The 15,460-nt window shown below is 60.4% G+C and carries 12 protein-coding genes; 10 read left to right on the top strand and 2 right to left on the bottom strand.

The genetic code is table 11. From position 1 onward, the window contains the following. The first annotated feature begins 248 nt into the window (after positions 1-248). The 4 genes from K5Y35_RS19750 (at position 249) to K5Y35_RS19735 (ending at position 3,905) form a co-directional block, all read left to right on the top strand. Positions 249-1,043: a helix-turn-helix transcriptional regulator gene (locus K5Y35_RS19750; RefSeq protein WP_222832682.1), complete on the top strand. Its 795-nt coding sequence runs from the start codon at positions 249-251 to the stop codon at positions 1,041-1,043. A 225-nt stretch (positions 1,044-1,268) separates the two neighbouring features. Beyond that, a complete protein-coding gene (locus tag K5Y35_RS19745) occupies positions 1,269-2,663 on the top strand; it encodes an efflux transporter outer membrane subunit (protein ID WP_222832681.1) in 1,395 nt (464 codons plus the stop codon). A gap of 157 nt (positions 2,664-2,820) precedes the next feature. Continuing rightward, the gene (locus K5Y35_RS19740; protein ID WP_123462834.1) at positions 2,821-3,426 is read left to right on the top strand and encodes an SCO family protein; all 606 of its coding nucleotides are present in this window, start codon (positions 2,821-2,823) and stop codon (positions 3,424-3,426) included. Continuing rightward, a complete protein-coding gene (locus K5Y35_RS19735) occupies positions 3,426-3,905 on the top strand; it encodes a copper chaperone PCu(A)C (RefSeq protein WP_123462832.1) in 480 nt (159 codons plus the stop codon). Before K5Y35_RS19740 ends, K5Y35_RS19735 begins: the two co-directional genes overlap by 1 nt. A gap of 79 nt (positions 3,906-3,984) precedes the next feature. Here the strand turns inward: K5Y35_RS19735 and K5Y35_RS19730 are convergent, their stop codons facing one another. After that, positions 3,985-4,473: a hypothetical protein gene (locus tag K5Y35_RS19730; RefSeq protein ID WP_222832680.1), complete on the bottom strand. Its 489-nt coding sequence runs from the start codon at positions 4,471-4,473 to the stop codon at positions 3,985-3,987. 232 nt (positions 4,474-4,705) lie between these two features. Here K5Y35_RS19730 and K5Y35_RS19725 point away from each other — a divergent pair, with 232 nt between their 5' ends. From K5Y35_RS19725 to K5Y35_RS19710, 4 genes are all read left to right on the top strand, one after another. Continuing rightward, positions 4,706-5,080 carry a hypothetical protein gene (locus K5Y35_RS19725; protein ID WP_123462828.1) on the top strand — a complete coding sequence of 125 codons (375 nt, stop codon included), beginning with the start codon at positions 4,706-4,708 and terminating at the stop codon, positions 5,078-5,080. Next, positions 5,077-5,274, top strand: coding sequence for a helix-turn-helix transcriptional regulator (locus tag K5Y35_RS19720; RefSeq protein WP_123462826.1), 198 nt, complete (start codon positions 5,077-5,079; stop codon positions 5,272-5,274). Before K5Y35_RS19725 ends, K5Y35_RS19720 begins: the two co-directional genes overlap by 4 nt. 219 nt (positions 5,275-5,493) lie before the next feature. Then, positions 5,494-8,202 (top strand): hypothetical protein, encoded by a 2,709-nt coding sequence (locus K5Y35_RS19715; RefSeq protein ID WP_222832679.1) that lies wholly within the window; start codon positions 5,494-5,496, stop codon positions 8,200-8,202. A gap of 486 nt (positions 8,203-8,688) precedes the next feature. After that, complete coding sequence (locus K5Y35_RS19710; RefSeq protein WP_222832678.1) at positions 8,689-9,048, top strand: DUF6124 family protein; 360 nt, start codon at positions 8,689-8,691, stop codon at positions 9,046-9,048. Positions 9,049-9,302: 254 nt separating this feature from the next. Here the strand turns inward: K5Y35_RS19710 and K5Y35_RS19705 are convergent, their stop codons facing one another. Beyond that, positions 9,303-10,319, bottom strand: a complete 1,017-nt coding sequence (locus tag K5Y35_RS19705; protein ID WP_186748547.1) for an ABC transporter substrate-binding protein — start codon at positions 10,317-10,319, stop codon at positions 9,303-9,305. Between the two features lie 446 nt (positions 10,320-10,765). Between K5Y35_RS19705 and K5Y35_RS19700 the strand changes: the two genes are divergently transcribed. Together K5Y35_RS19700 and katG are read left to right on the top strand one after the other, a co-directional pair. Continuing rightward, positions 10,766-12,976: an LTA synthase family protein gene (locus K5Y35_RS19700; RefSeq protein ID WP_222832677.1), complete on the top strand. Its 2,211-nt coding sequence runs from the start codon at positions 10,766-10,768 to the stop codon at positions 12,974-12,976. 162 nt (positions 12,977-13,138) lie between these two features. Then, complete coding sequence (gene katG, locus K5Y35_RS19695) at positions 13,139-15,409, top strand: catalase/peroxidase HPI (RefSeq protein ID WP_222832676.1); 2,271 nt, start codon at positions 13,139-13,141, stop codon at positions 15,407-15,409. Positions 15,410-15,460: the final 51 nt, after the last annotated feature.

Genomic DNA, 15,460 nt, shown 5'->3' with positions numbered 1-15,460 from the left:
TTCAAGCCTTTGCAGTGACCGAACAGTCACACTAGGCGCGGCATCTGTACTGGATACCGTCAGAAGCCCGGCGCCAACTTTCCGAAATGATGGCACTTTGTGTCCCTGTTTTCCCCTACAGACGTAGGACAAATCCATAGGCTTAAATCCCGCTCCAGATCATGTTCAAGGAGAAATGACTGCGTGGGCGGCTTTTACTTAGACGGCAGACGATTCAGTGATGGCTCTGAACCAGGGATGACAAGGATATGAATCTGACCGGCAGTATTCGCAATATGGAAAACCCGCATTTCTACTGGCAACTGGGTGAGCTGATTGCCAGCACCGGGGACGATCACTTCGCCGCGAACATGTTTCAGTTGGTCGACACGCTGGTGCCGGTCGACGGCGTCGACCTCAGCGAGTGGACGCTGGATGAGCGTCAGGCCAGCGTGGTCGAGATCAAGCCGCTGGGCAGTGCCGGTTTGCCGCAGACCTGTGCGCCGGCCGACCCGCTCGAACGGGCCGATGACCATCCGTTGTTGCCGAAGATGATCGAGATGAATGACTCGCTGCTGATCCAGCTCAGAGCCTCGCTGCAACCTCGCTACCCGCAACACAATGCGCACCAGTGCAATCTGGTGTCGCGCATGTCCAACCGCCGCTGCGTCATTTCGTTTTACCGACCGCATACCCGGCGGGTGTTTTCACTGCCGGAGCTGTCGTTTCTCAAAAGCCTTTCGGACACCCTGCTGCCGCTGATCGAACGCCATGCGCACATCAGTCGGCAAACCCACGCCCGCCAGCCACGCCTGCCCCAGGCTGAACTCGATCAGGCACCGCTGGCGCTGGTGTTCGATGAGCGCCTGGCGATGAGTGGCGTCGTCCTTTCGGCACGCGAAAAGGAAGTCTGCCTGGGCTTGCTGACCGGCGGCACGGTGCCGCAAATCGCCGAGAAACTGCGGGTGAAAAACAGCTCGATCGAGACGTACCTCAAACGGGCGGCGGCCAAACTCGGGGTCAGTGGCCGGCATGGGCTGGCGCGATGGATGGCCGGGGCCTGACTTCGAACTGCGTGAGTACCTTGGTGGCGAGGGGATTTATCCCCGCTGGACGGCAAAGCAGGCCGCGCTTTTTATCGTCCAAAAGAGGGGCCGCTACGCGCCCCGACGGCGATAAATCCCCTCGTCACAGGGTGTTCTCAGCACAGGATCTCTCTCAACACACAAGCCCGTCACCCCCCGTTTTCCTTGCAAGCATCTCCCCTCTTTCATGCACGAGGCTGTTCGATGTCTACCTTGCGATTTTCCCTGCTGTCCATGGCCATGCTGCTGGGCGGCTGTTCCCTGATTCCCGAGTACCAGCGCCCGGCATCGCCGAGCGCCGCGCAATACCCCACCGCCACACAACCGGCAACACCCAGCGAAGACTGGCGCACGCTGTTCAACGACCCGGCCCTGCAACAGCTGATCGAGTCGGCACTGGTCAACAACCGGGACCTGCGCGTGGCCGCGCTGAACGTCGAAGCCTTCCAGGCGCAATACCGCATCCAGCGTGCCGACCTGCTGCCGGCGGTGTCGGCCAATGCCAGCGAGTCACGCCAACGTATGCCCTCCAGCGTGACCAAAGGCAAAGCGCTGATCAACTCGACCTACGCGGTCAACCTCGGCATCAGCGCCTATGAACTGGATTTCTTCGGCCGCGTGCGCAGCCTCAGCGAGCAAGCGCTGCAGAGCTGGCTGGCGACGGAAGAAGCACGACGCAGTGCGCAGTTGAGTCTGGTGGCCAACGTCGCCAATGCTTACCTGACCTGGCGCGCCGATCAGGAGTTGCTCGAACTGACCCGCGACACCCTCGCCGCCGACGAACAGAGCCTGCACCTGACCACTCGCAACCGCGAGGCCGGCAAGTCGTCGGCGCTGGAACAGGCGCAGGCGAAAACCAGCGTCGACAGTTCGCGGGCCAATCTGGCGCGTTATCAGCGGCAGGTGGCGCAGGACTTGAACAGCCTGACGCTGCTGGTCGGTGCGCCCGTGCCGGCGTCGTTGCCCGCCCGGCCGCTGGCCAGCGAACTGGTGCAGCAAGTGCCGGCGGGATTGCCGTCGGATCTGCTGCAACGGCGCCCGGACATTCTTCAGGCCGAATACAAACTCAAGGCGGCCAACGCCAACATTGGCGCAGCGCGGGCGGCGTTTTTCCCCAGCGTCAGTCTGACGGCCAATGCCGGCACCTCGAGTCGCGATCTGTCCGGACTGTTCGGCAGCGGCTCCGGCGCCTGGACCTTTCAGCCACAGATCAGCCTGCCGATTTTCAATGCCGGCAGCCTGCGCGCGAGCCTGGATTATTCGAAGTTGCAAAAAGACGTGGCGGTGGCCGAATACGAAAAGTCGATCCAGACCGCGTTTCAGGAAGTCGCCGATGGCCTCGCCGCGCGCACGACGTATCAGCAGCAATTACAGGCGCAGCGCGATCTGGTCGAGGCTACGCAGACCTATTACAACCTGGCGCAGAACCGTTATCAGAATGGTGTCGACAGCAGCCTGACGTTCCTCGATGCCCAGCGTTCGCTGTTCAGTTCGCAACAAGGCCTGATCACCGATCGGCTGGCGCAGCTGGTGGCGGAGGTCAATCTGTACACCGCGCTGGGCGGTGGCTGGCAGGCTTCGGAGGCGACGATTCAATAAGTACCCGTCACTTTTTCTTACACCTTTTGTCGCCCGATCCTAAGCGGTGCGGCGATCCGTGGCCGGCGCCTGCCCTCAGTTTGGTATCATGCGCCGCTTTTAAGGTTAACCCCCCGCCAGTCCTGCCGACTGACGGGCTGCAAAAGGCGGTATTTAGATGACGGCTTTGTTGACTCGCCGCAACGTGCTTGCGGGAATGGGCGTGCTCGGGCTCGGCCTGCTAGCCGGCTGCGACACCCGCGGCCAACTGTCGTACAAGTACGGCAAGGATCTGAGTAACAAGATCATGGGGCGCACCTTCAAACTGAAGAACACCGACGGCGAAACCATGACGCTGTCGAGCTTTCGCGGCATGATGCCGATGGTGTTCTTCGGCTTCACCCAGTGCCCGGCAGTCTGCCCGACCACCCTCGCCCGTGCGGCGAAAATCAAGAAGCTGATGGGCAAGGACGGCGACCGCTTGCAGGTGATCTTCATCACCCTCGATCCCGAGCGCGACACCCCGGAAATCCTCGACGCCTACATGAAAGCCTTCGACCCGACCTTCGTTGCGCTGTACGGCACGCTTGAGGAAACCGCAGCCACGGCCAAGGAATTCGACGTGTTCTACGAGAAAGTCCCGGCCGGCGACACCTATACCATCTCGCACACGGCCACCAGTTACGTTTACGACTCCAATGGCGGCTTGCGCCTGGGTCTGTCCACCTCGCTTTCGGCAGAAGAATGCACAGAAGATTTGCTCACTGTTATGGAGGTTTGCTGATGCAACCTGTTATGAATCACATCAAACGCGCGGTACTCGGTCTGTCCCTGCTGGGCCTGGCTTTCCAGGCATCGGCACAGACCACCGTCAGCGACGCCTGGGTCCGTGCGACCGTACCGACCCAGTCCGCCAGCGGCGCGTTCATGACCCTCACCACCGACAGCGACAGCAAGCTGCTCAGCGTAGCCACCCCGGTGGCCAAGGATGTGCAGATCCACGAAATGACCATGAAGAACGACGTCATGAGCATGGGCCCGGTGAAGTTCATCGAGCTGCCGGCCGGCAAAGCCGTCAAGCTTGATCCGAATGGCTACCACGTGATGCTGATGGGTTTGAACGGTCAGTTGAAAGAAGGCGAAACAGTGCCGCTGACCCTGACCGTGGAAAACGCCAAGGGCGAGAAAGAAACCGTTGAAGTTAAAGCGCCGGTTCGCGCACTGACCAACATGGAAGGTCACGATCACAGCAAGATGCATTGATCTGACATCGCAGTCACAAAAAAGGGGCGACCTGATCGTTGATCAGACCGCCCCTTTTTTGTTGCCGGTGCGCGTCGCCTTAACGCTTGCGGGCCAAGGCGTTGCGCACGCTTTGCCGTGACATCCCCGTGCCGGAACGGGTCACGGTTTCACCTGCGGTTGCCTTGGCCAACTGTTTCTTGCGCCTGGCCACCTGACGCCACTGGTAACCGAAGTATCCGCCTGCAACCACCAACCCCAGCCAACCGAAGACCGAACCGACGAAGAACAACAGTGCGAGAGTGATCCACACGGTTTTCGAGGTGAACAACTTCACACTGTCGTCGACAGGCACCGCTTCAACCGGCGCCTGTTGCGCCAGCGGAATCTGCTGCACCCCCTCCTGATCAAAACGCAAAACAAAGTCCGCCCCGGGCACCGCAACGTCCAGTTGATTGCCTTGCGCGGTATGCACCCGCACCTCGCCATCGACGAGCGACACGGAGCTGAAACTGATCTGGGTTTCACAGCGAATCTCGCCGTTGACCAGGGTCACGACCGTTCGTTGACCATCGGGGGTGTGGCGCATGTCGATTCCTTGAGCATTCCACGTCGGACGACGTGCGAAGGGAAAGTCCGTTGGGCGCGAATGCTACTGAGTGGCCATTACTCTGTCCAGAAAGCGCGACACCAACCCAGGACCTACGCAAAAAACCTCCAGTTCGAGCCTGTCGAAGTTACCAACCTGATGGAAAGCGTACTTTACATCGAAAAAAACATCAGCAATTATGTAAAGGGTCTTTTACATAGGAAGTTCAAGCATGAACCGGTTCTACCTCGAAATGGGCGCGGCCTTAATCCTCTACATGCTGGTGCTGACGGCATCATTGATTGCCTCGCAATATCTGATGGACGCCCCTATCGTGCTGCGCTCGGCCGTCGCAATGACCCCGGTCATTCCGGCGGGACTGATGTGCTGGGCCATCGTGCGCAACCTGCGGCGCATGGACGAAATGCATTTGCGCATCCAGTTTGAAGCGCTGGGCTTTGCTTTCGCCGCGTCGGCGCTAGTGACTTTCAGTTACGGCTTTCTGGAAAACGTTGGCGCTCCCCATATTCCGTGGACATGCGTGTGGCCCGTGATGGGCGCGATGTGGATTCTCGGCCTGCAAATCGCTCGGCGCCGCTACCAATGAAAAACCGTCTCAAGGCACTGCGTGCCGAGCGCAAATGGTCACAGGGCGATTTGGCGGAACGTCTGAACGTCTCACGCCAGACGATCAACGCCATCGAAAACGAGCGGTACGACCCGAGCCTGCCATTGGCGTTTCAAATTGCCCGGGCGTTCGAGATGCCGATTGAAAGCATCTTTGACGATGGCAAATGCTGACCTGTCCACACCCACATCCCTGTGGGAGATTCTATGGTTGAGGGGAAGCCCTCAACCGGCTTTTGCAGAAATCAGGGAGCCGCCAAAGGCAGCGATCTTGTGCTTTTCAAGCGCCACCCCACCTGCCACTCGTCGCCACCTGTCAGATCTGACAGGTGCGCTGTACCCCACAACGCGCTCTGATAACTCCTGCCCGCCCACCGTCCAGGAGCCGTAAACATGGCCACAGCCAAATCCAGCGACAACACCATATTGGCGCTATACCCTCCCCACGCTCCAGAAGCCACCACCCCGGTGGTCGGTGCTGTCTATGGTGTGCCCAAGCATGCCTACGACCTCAAGCCCATGGGCCTGACCATCGTCGTCGACCCGCCGCCAGACGACTTGCTGGAAGAAGGCGATGTCATTCGGCTGCGGCTCAACGGCGCCGATACCGAAGCCACAAAAACCGTCCAGGCTGGCGAAGAAAATTCACGTCACACCCTGTACCTGCCCAAGGGCCTGCTGCTGACCGATCGTGTCAATACCCTCGTTTACACCATCACCCGCATCAGCCAGAACAAAGGCACCTCCACGCCGGAGCTGACCCTGCTGTACAACACCATCCGCCCCGGCATCGAGGACCGCTCGCCCGGCGATAGCGCCCATTCCGAACTGCAACTGATCCTGCCCCAGGATGTGCTCGACGACGGCATCGATGCCGACCGCGCCAAACAGGGCGTGCAAGTGTGTTTCGCCTACCCTTACTGCCGCGCCTACGACCAGATCCGATTGAACTGCAACGGTCAGGATGTCACGCACACCGTGACCGCCGCCGAGGCCCCGCCCATTCCCTCGGCCGAGCCGACCAGGGTCTGCTTGATGGTCGACGAAGCGGTGTTCCTGAGCGCCGGGGACAACCCGAAGTTCATCTTTTCCTACACCGTCACCGACCAGCTCGGCAACGGGCCGGACACCGATTCGCCCTACTCCGGCACGGTGGAGGTCGATGTGCATCTTCGGGAAACCCGCCTGGCCGCCCCCGATCTGGCCGAGGATCCGGACGATCCGACCGACGATCCGAGCACCATCGATCTGGACAAACTCGCCGGCAAGGACCTGACCGTATTGGTCCAGACCTTTGCTCCGTTGTGGCAACCCAACGATAAAATCCGCGTGAGCTACAGCGCCACCTCGTCGAACGGCACCGTTACCCTGCACAGCGTGGAACAGGACGTCGTGCGCATCCCGTTCACCTACAAACTGATGGTGCCCAACGCCAAAGTGATCGCCGGCAGTGTGGTGCGGGCGAAGTACGAATTGCTGAGAAATGGCAACGTCTTCGCCACTTCGAAAAATGCCGTGGCCGAAGTTACCGGCTCAGAGGCTATCGAGTTGCCGCCGCCGGTGCTGCTGAAGGCGGTGAATCCGATCGACGTTCTGGCGTATCCGCAGGGCGTGACCATTCAGGTCGAGTATTTAGAACACCTGCCAGGCGATAAAGCGCAACTGGTGGAAGTTAACCCCCCCGCAGGTGCACCAGGGTTTCCATTGGTGGAATTCAACGCCAATAAACGCACCAACACCTTGTTGAGCCAGGCTTTTCTGATCGCACGACAAGGCAAGCCCCTGGTGTTTCGCTGGCACCTGAATCGCAATAACGCAGAGGTTGCCCAATCGCATGAACTGAACCTGAGCGTGTCGACGATTAACGAGGGCGATACGCGTTTGCCGACGCCGCTCATTGATGGCAAGACCGGCAATGAACTCGACGTGGCGTTGTTACAGCCCACCGCCCTGCTCACCGTTGCGTCATGGCCGCACGTCCAGGGTGAGCGGCTGTGGTTGCAGTACGAAGGCAAGGACAATCAGGACCAGACCGTGACGTTCGACGACCTTCGCGGTGAAGTGGCCGTGGGTGCGCCAGGCTTGAGCCGGGCGGTGCCACTGGCCTGGCTGAAAGGCTTGAAAGATGGCCGTGACTTGAAGGTGACGCTCAAGGTTAATTTTGACGGGGTGGCGAACGCGGCGACGGCGGTGGGGTTTCCGGTGCGCTCTTATACCGTCAAGGCAGGCGCCGACGTGCAACCATTAATCACCCGGGCCGAAGACAGCCAAGGCGTGGAGATCCCGCAGGGAGGCACGACACGTGACACCACCGTGATCCTCACCGGCAGCGCAACCCCGGGTCAGACGGTGCAAATCTTCGACGGCGCCGCCGACAAGGGCGAAGCCAGCGCCGACCCGCTGAGCGGAATCTGGAGCCACAGGATCAGCGGACTGACCGTCGCAGAGCACCCCTTCACCGCCAAGGCCTTGTACGGTTCAGGCCAGACATCGACCGTGCGCAGCCTGAAAGTCTCCGCGTTGCCCGAGCTGATTATTGAAAAAACACCGGTGGTGCTCAGCGCTCGCAACTGGATAGCGGTCGGGGAAGAATTGCAGAAAATTCTGGTCGCCAACCCGACGCCGCCGGTCGGCACCTACGCAGACCGATTTCCGCAGCAAGGCACCCCGCCCTATACCTACACGTCTGCCAATGAGGCGATTGCCGTTGCCAACCCAACCAACGGGCGGATTTCCGGGACGGGGAATGGCACGACGACCATTACCGTTGCGGATGCGAGTGGGGATGTGGTGGAGATTCAAGTGACGGTTAGTCGGGTCAGGCGGATACATCGCTCTACTACGAAGTTTGACTGGAAAGACGCCGCAATTTGGCGGGACACCCATGATTATCACTCATTAGATTCTGTATTCATGACCGAAGAAATTGAACGTTTTTTCCCTTGCCGGTTATCACCTGCCCCCAACGATCCGCATCCCGATTTTGTAATCGGACACATAGGTTGGGGCTACGCAATCATTGTCTCAGTAATACATACCTGGGGAAGGGCCGACCCAGGAGCAGGTCGTGCCATTCAGTTCGCGTTGGGATATTCCGCTTGACCACAAAACGTATCAACGAAATCGCCAAAACAAACATCACAACCGGACGATGGAAAAACGTAATTCCCCTCCCACCCGCTAAGGGCGTGGAGGGGAATTGATTCTGTCGCTGGCAGGCAGATCAAAAGATCGCAGCCTTCGGCGGCGATCTTTTGCATTTAAACCACAGCGTTTAAAAAACACCTTCAGACACGTCTTACAGGCTACACATCCTTGCGCCATTGCCTACAGCTACGCCAGAATCCGCCGGCTTGTGGGTCTTGGGTGCGGGTTCTATTGTGGGTCGGTCGCTGACACATCAGTGATCGGGTCTCGCAGCCCGTCGATCTCTGGACGCACAACACCCGCTTTTCTTATGGCGGCTGTACGTGGGAGACCTTCGGGTCTGCCGGTTCTAGAGTCCCGGTCTGCGACCCGCGTATAGCTGCCACCCTCATTCGTCTCGCAGCGAACGTTGGCAGCTCCAATGACTCTAGGAGCTTCTCCATGATCAAACCAACACCCAACCCGCCCGAAACCGACGCCACCTCCCCCTACGAATCCCTCGACTCAAAAAAACTCCACGAAGCCGCCGACCGCGCCCTCGATCACTACCTCTGCCCGCCCGGCTCCACCCCACTGCCACGCAGAACCCGCGGGATGTACGCCGTCACCGCCGACTTCAAAAACGAGGAACTGCTGGTCGATGCCAGCGACACACTCGCTTCAGCCAGAACCATCGCCCATGACGCCGCCGCCCTGTTGCCGGCAGCGCAGCGCCGGACGCTGCTGGGGATTGCGCAACTGATCATGCTGAGTGAGCTGGCGGTGAACCGCGCGCTGGATAATCTGCAATTGCCTCAATAGCAGGGATCTGTGACAAGGACTGAGCAAGGCGTTGTAGCCGCTGAGGCCTTCGCGGGCAAGCCCGCTCCCACAGGTTCTGCGTGTAAATACAGGTTTGTGAGCAACACCGCCCCCTGTGGGAGCGGGCTTGCTCGCGAAGGCGTCGCGTCAGTCAGCATTGACTGCAGTGACACACCATTTTCGCGAGCAAGCCCGCTCCCGAGGCATACCGATTCCGATCGGTATAAACCCCGAGTCAGCTTACCCCTCGTCCATCAACTCCCCGCGCCAGCATGCGCCTCTTCAAAGAAGTAATCCTTCCAGCTCCCCGCCTTGTTCTTCAGCACGCCCAGCTCTTGCAGTTTCTCGGCGTAGATAAAGGTGCGCTGCGGGACCACGGTGAAGTCGATTTCCGGGTCCTTGACGATTTGCTCGACCAGCGCCAGCGGCAGCTTCGATTGCTCGACGCGGATGTACGCCTGGGCCGCGGCAGGTTTGTCGGCCTTGATGATCGTCTCCGCTTCCGCCAGTGCGTCGTAAAACGCCTTGTAGGTTTTCGGGTTTTCGTCGTGGAATTTTTCGGTGGTGTACAACACGTTGAACGTGGCCTGGCCGCCGAGTACGTCATAGGAACTCAGCACTTTGTGCACGTTGGGGTTTTGCAGGGCCTGGTACTGGAATGGCGGGCTGGAGAAGTGCGCGTTGATTTCCGAGCCGCCGGCAATCAGCGCCGCCGTAGCGTCCGGGTGCGGCAGGCTGACCGAGATGTCGTCGAATTTCTTGTACTGATCGTCACCGAACTCCCTGGCGGTTTCGATCTGCAAGGTACGCGACTGGAAACCGACGCCGGCAGCGGGCACGGCAATGCGGTCCTTGTCGCTGAAGTCCTTGAGGGTCTTGATGTTCGGGTTGTTGGTCAGCAGGTAGTTGGGCATTGAGCCGAGGGCGGCGATGGCCTTGACGTTCTGTTTGCCCTTGGTGCGATCCCACACGGTCAGCATCGGGGGCACGCCCGCAGACACCACATCCAGTGAACCGGTGAGCAGCGCTTCATTCATCGCAGTCGCGCCAGAGATGCTGTTCCAGTCGACCTTGATATCGAGGCCCTGTGCCTTACCGTGCTTTTCGATCAGTTGCTGATCGCGCACCACATCGAGAATCAGGTAACCGATGCCGAATTGCTGGGCAATGCTGATCTTGCCTTCAGCCTGGGCGCCGCTGCTGAACAGCGCGCCCGCTGCCAGGGAAGCGGCCAACAGAGTCAGCGCGGAACGTTTGAACGGTGTGGCCATGACTACCTCGCAGCAGGGGGTGGTGTGCTGAAAGGCATGACTTTATCGCTATAAAAAACAGAAATTAAATACCTTTATTGCATATGGATAGCACGCGATTGTCGGGCCGGCATAAAGCAATTCCTGTCGGCGCTGTCGAGCTAAACGAGACTGCGATCTTTTGATCTTGCGTTAAGAAATCAAAGTCAAAAGATCGCAGCACCTACAGGGAAATCACCGCCAGTAAACAGCCTGAAACAATAAAACCGTCGCACATCTGCAGCGACAAACCAGCCGAACGCCCTCCGACAGGCGCGCCCATCAAGGCTTCGGACGTGCTGCCCCACCCTTCAAGAGCGGCCCGCCACCGAATCAGCCGTGCGTTGAAAAAGGCAATCAGGCCGCCCACCCTTGGTATCATCGCCCACACTTTTTTGACGGTTTGATGACGTGGAAGGTCTTTTTTTGTGAGCGCTTTTTTTCACTGGCTGCGGCGGCCGCATGCCCGCCTCTTTTCGCTGATTGTGCTGGTGCTGATCGTCCCGGTGTGCCTGCGCGCGGCGCTGGGCTGGTCAACGCCGCTGGGTTATCTGTCGGACCTGGCCATCGGCAGTCTGCTGCTGGTGGTGCTGCATCGGCGAGCGTGGTGGCTGGCATTGCCGGTGCTGTTGTTCTGGGGTTTGCTGGCGGTGGCCACGGCGGAACTGGTCAGCGCCGTCGGGCGCCTGCCGACGCCGGCGGATCTGCATTACCTGATCGACCCGCAATTCGTCGAGAACTCCACCGGCGGCGGGATGGCGCATCCGGCATTGGCGGTGACCTTGCTGGTGGCGCTGCTGTTCTGGCTGCTGACACAGTTCGTCAGCCGCGCAGTGAAGCGCCCGGCCCTGCCTCGCGCCATCTGGGCCGCCCCCGTGGTACTGTTCGCCGCACACTGGGCTGCGCAGAACCTGTGGCCGAACGAAGACGATCCGTGGCGGCAGTACAACCTGCCGCATCAGTTGCTCGCCAGTCAGGTCGCCGATCTGCAAATCCAGGCCGAGGAATGGCTCGACGGTGATGTCGAAGAAGCCGCACCGGTCATGGCCGGGCTTACCGATGTCGACCTCAACGGGCACAAACTGCTGAGTGCACCGGGCCGGGCACGCAACGTGTTGATCATCGCCCTGGAAGGCATCCCCGGTGCCTACATCCGCGCCAACCGCGAAGCCATCGGCAGCCACTATCAGGAAGACCTCATGCCCAACCTCAGCCGTTGGGCCGAGCGCGGCATGAACACGCCGGATTACGTATTGCACACCCACCAGACCATTCGTGGCCTGTACGCGATGCTTTGCGGCGATTACGACAAGCTCAACAACGGTACGCCCAAAGGCGTGGAAATGCTGACCCAGCACGAGCGCAATAAGGCGTGCCTGCCGGCGCAACTGCGTCAGAACGGCTTCAGCACGCATTATCTGCAAGGTGCCGGCCTGCGTTTCATGGCCAAAGACAAGATCATGCCGCACATCGGTTTCGCTGCCACGCATGGTCTGGAGTGGTTCAGCAACGCCAACTATCTGGAATTCCCGTGGGGCAAGGACGACAGGGCCTTCTTCGAAGGTGCGCTGGATTATGTCGGCCAACTGAAGACGCAAAAACAACCGTGGATGCTGACGCTGCTGACCGTCGGCACCCACCAGCCCTACTCCGCGCCGGACGATTACCTTGAGCGTTACGAAACGCCGAAACAGGCCGCCGTCGGTTATCTCGACGATGCCCTGGAACAGTTCCTCAGCGGCCTGGAACGCCAGGGCGTGCTCAAGGACACCCTGGTGATGATCACGTCGGATGAATCCCACGGCACCGACGGCGTGCGCCTGGCCTCCTCCTGGGGATTCAACCTGACCCTGGCGCCGGAGCATGAACAGCTGCCGCGCCTGAATGCCGGAGTCTATGGCCACGTCGATCTGAGCGCTTCGATCCTCGACTATTTCGACCTGCCGGTGCCGTCCGCGCTGAGCGGTCGCTCGTTGTTCCGCGACTACGACAGCGGCCGCGAAATCATGTCGTTCACCAACGGCAAGCTGCGCTATCACGATGGTCACGGCATTTTCTCCGAATGCGACATGCCGCGCCGCTGCCGCTATTACGAAAGCGCCGGCTTCATCGCCGAAAGCGCGAAGTTCAAGGGCAACTACAGCGGTCACCCGGCCCGGCAGATTGCCGCCCGGGCCGATGCGCTGGACCTGTCGTTGCTGCGCACCCCGCTCAATCATCGCTATCAGTTCGGCAGCAGCAACGTCATCCCGCTGCAGGCGCAGATCAAGGATGACTGGGCCGATAACCTGATCGGCGCGCAATACCTGGAAATGCCCAAGGGTTCGCACACCCGCGTACGCCTGACGGTGCGCTCGGTCGATCCGCAGCAGGCTGCGTACATTCAGCTCAAGGCCAAGGAGTTCGAACAGGACGTGCAACTGGGGCTGCCGTCGGAGATGGTCGCCACTGCGGATCAGCCGCTGGAGATGGATTTCAGCTTCGACAACCCGCTGCCGCGCAAGGCCTTCTCCTTCCACTTATTGGGATATGGGCTTGGTGCAGTGGAAGTAACGGATTTCAGCGTGATCACTGAAGTACCGGGGCAGGAAGACATCCTCGACGACGTGCCGGACGACGAAGCCGCACAATCGAGCTGAGCACAACGTCCTGCGACAAATCCTGCATGGCGCACGCACTAAAAGGTTCTGACTATCAACACCCAATAGTCGGCCTATTAGCTGACTGCGCCAGTCGGGTCTAGCCTTACTAGTCCGAAGTCGGCACGAGCCGGCCGTAGAAGACCTGATAAGGACCCGAACATGGCAAACGAATCGAAATGCCCGTTCAACCACGCCGCCGGTGGTGGTACGACGAACCGTGACTGGTGGCCGAATCAACTTAACCTGAAGATCCTCAGCCAGCACTCGCCCAAGTCCGATCCGCTGGGCAAGGACTTCGACTACGCCAAAGCCTTCAAAAGCCTGGACTTCCAGGCGCTGAAACAAGACCTGCGCGCGCTGATGACCGACTCGCAGGACTGGTGGCCCGCCGACTTCGGCCACTACGGCCCGCTGTTCATCCGCATGGCCTGGCACAGCGCCGGCACCTATCGCACCGCCGATGGCCGCGGCGGCGCCGGCTCCGGGCAACAGCGTTTTGCCCCGCTCAACAGCTGGCCGGACAACGTCAGCCTGGACAAGGCCCGGCGCCTGCTGTGGCCGATCAAACAGAAATATGGCCGCAACATTTCCTGGGCTGACCTGATTGTCCTCACCGGCAACGTCGCGCTGGAGTCGATGGGCTTCAAGACCTTCGGTTTCTCCGGTGGCCGTCCCGATGTGTGGGAGCCGGATGAGGACGTGTACTGGGGCTCGGAACGCGAATGGCTCGGCGGCGACAGTCGCTACGGCAAAGACAAATCGGCCATGCAGGAACCCGGTGACGGCACGCTGGTGGCCGAACCCGATCTGCACGGCAAAGAGGAAAGCCGCACCGATCAGGGCGAGCGCAATCTGGAAAACCCTCTCGCCGCGGTGCAGATGGGCCTGATCTACGTGAACCCCGAAGGCCCGGAAGGCAATCCCGATCCAGTCGCCTCCGGGCGCGACATTCGTGAAACCTTCGCCCGCATGGCCATGAACGATGAAGAAACCGTGGCGCTGATCGCCGGCGGTCACGCCTTCGGCAAGACTCACGGCGCCGGCCCTGCCGACAATGTCGGGCCGGAGCCGGAAGCCGCTGGGCTGGAAGAACAAGGCCTCGGCTGGCGCAACGCCTTCGGCACCGGCAAAGGCGCCGACACCATCACCAGCGGCCTGGAAGTGACCTGGACCACCACGCCGACCCAGTGGAGCAACAACTACCTGGAAAACCTGTTCGGCTTCGAGTGGGAGCTGTTCAAAAGCCCGGCGGGTGCGCACCAGTGGAAACCAAAAAACGGCGCTGGCGCCGGCACCGTTCCGCATGCTCACGATCCGAGCAAGAAACTCTCCCCGACCATGCTCACGTCTGACCTGGCGCTGCGCTTCGACCCGATCTACGAGCCGATCGCCCGGCGCTTCCTGGCCAACCCGGAGCAACTGGCCGACGCCTTCGCCCGCGCCTGGTACAAGCTGATCCACCGCGACATGGGCCCGCTCTCGCGCTACCTCGGCCCGGAACTGCCCAATGAAGAGCTGCTGTGGCAAGACCCGATTCCGGACGCGACTCACCCGCTGATCGACAGCAATGACGCGGCGGCGCTGAAAAGCAAAGTGCTGGCGTCCGGTCTGTCGGTGTCGCAACTGGTCTCCACCGCGTGGGCCGCAGCATCGACGTTCCGCGGTTCCGACAAGCGTGGCGGCGCCAATGGCGGTCGTCTGCGTCTGGCCCCGCAGAAGTTCTGGCAGGCCAATCAGCCGGAGCAACTGGACAAGGTGCTGAAAACCCTCGAAGGCATTCAAAACGAGTTCAATGCCGGAGCCTCCGGGAAGAAAGTCTCGCTGGCGGACCTGATTGTGCTGGCCGGTAATGCCGGAGTCGAGCAAGCGGCGAAAAACGCCGGGCACTCGGTTTCCGTGCCGTTCAACCCAGGACGCACCGATGCCACCCAGGAGCAAACCGACGTCGAATCGTTTGGTTTCCTCGAACCGATCGCCGATGGTTTCCGTAACTACAGCAAGGGCAAATACACCGTTTCAGCGGAAGCCCTGCTGATCGACAAGGCTCAACTGCTGACCCTCTCCGCGCCGGAAATGACCGTGCTGGTCGGCGGCCTGCGTGTCTTGGGCGCCAACACCGGGCAGAGTCGTCACGGCGTCTTCACCACCCGCACGGAAACCTTGAGCAACGACTTCTTCACCAACCTGCTGGACATGGGCGTGGAGTGGAAGCCGACCTCAGGGACGGCGGACGAGTTCGAAGGTCGCGACCGTCATACAGGGAGCGTGAAATGGACGGCAACGCGGGTTGATCTGGTGTTCGGTTCGAACGCGATCCTGCGGGCGCTGGCCGAGGTGTATGCGAGCTCTGACGCGAAGGAACAGTTCGTGAAGGACTTCGTGGCGGCGTGGGCCAAGGTGATGGAGCTGGATCGCTTTGATCTGAAATAACGCAAACGCAAAAAAACTGTGGGAGCTGGCTTGCCAGCGATAGCGGCAGAT

The sequence above is a fragment of the Pseudomonas sp. SC3(2021) genome, from assembly GCF_019856535.1.
GTDB lineage: Bacteria > Pseudomonadota > Gammaproteobacteria > Pseudomonadales > Pseudomonadaceae > Aquipseudomonas > Aquipseudomonas monsensis.
The sequence above is the reverse complement of the archived record's forward strand: the minus strand, read 5'-3'. Positions and strand labels throughout refer to the sequence as shown.

Coding starts and splice junctions, on each gene's coding strand:
- K5Y35_RS19750 (WP_222832682.1), top strand. CDS start 249: ATGAATCTGACCGGCAGTATTCGCAATATGGAAAACCCGCATTTCTAC.
- K5Y35_RS19745 (WP_222832681.1), top strand. CDS start 1,269: ATGTCTACCTTGCGATTTTCCCTGCTGTCCATGGCCATGCTGCTGGGC.
- K5Y35_RS19740 (WP_123462834.1), top strand. CDS start 2,821: ATGACGGCTTTGTTGACTCGCCGCAACGTGCTTGCGGGAATGGGCGTG.
- K5Y35_RS19735 (WP_123462832.1), top strand. CDS start 3,426: ATGCAACCTGTTATGAATCACATCAAACGCGCGGTACTCGGTCTGTCC.
- K5Y35_RS19730 (WP_222832680.1), bottom strand. CDS start 4,473: ATGCGCCACACCCCCGATGGTCAACGAACGGTCGTGACCCTGGTCAAC.
- K5Y35_RS19725 (WP_123462828.1), top strand. CDS start 4,706: ATGAACCGGTTCTACCTCGAAATGGGCGCGGCCTTAATCCTCTACATG.
- K5Y35_RS19720 (WP_123462826.1), top strand. CDS start 5,077: ATGAAAAACCGTCTCAAGGCACTGCGTGCCGAGCGCAAATGGTCACAG.
- K5Y35_RS19715 (WP_222832679.1), top strand. CDS start 5,494: ATGGCCACAGCCAAATCCAGCGACAACACCATATTGGCGCTATACCCT.
- K5Y35_RS19710 (WP_222832678.1), top strand. CDS start 8,689: ATGATCAAACCAACACCCAACCCGCCCGAAACCGACGCCACCTCCCCC.
- K5Y35_RS19705 (WP_186748547.1), bottom strand. CDS start 10,319: ATGGCCACACCGTTCAAACGTTCCGCGCTGACTCTGTTGGCCGCTTCC.
- katG (WP_222832676.1), top strand. CDS start 13,139: ATGGCAAACGAATCGAAATGCCCGTTCAACCACGCCGCCGGTGGTGGT.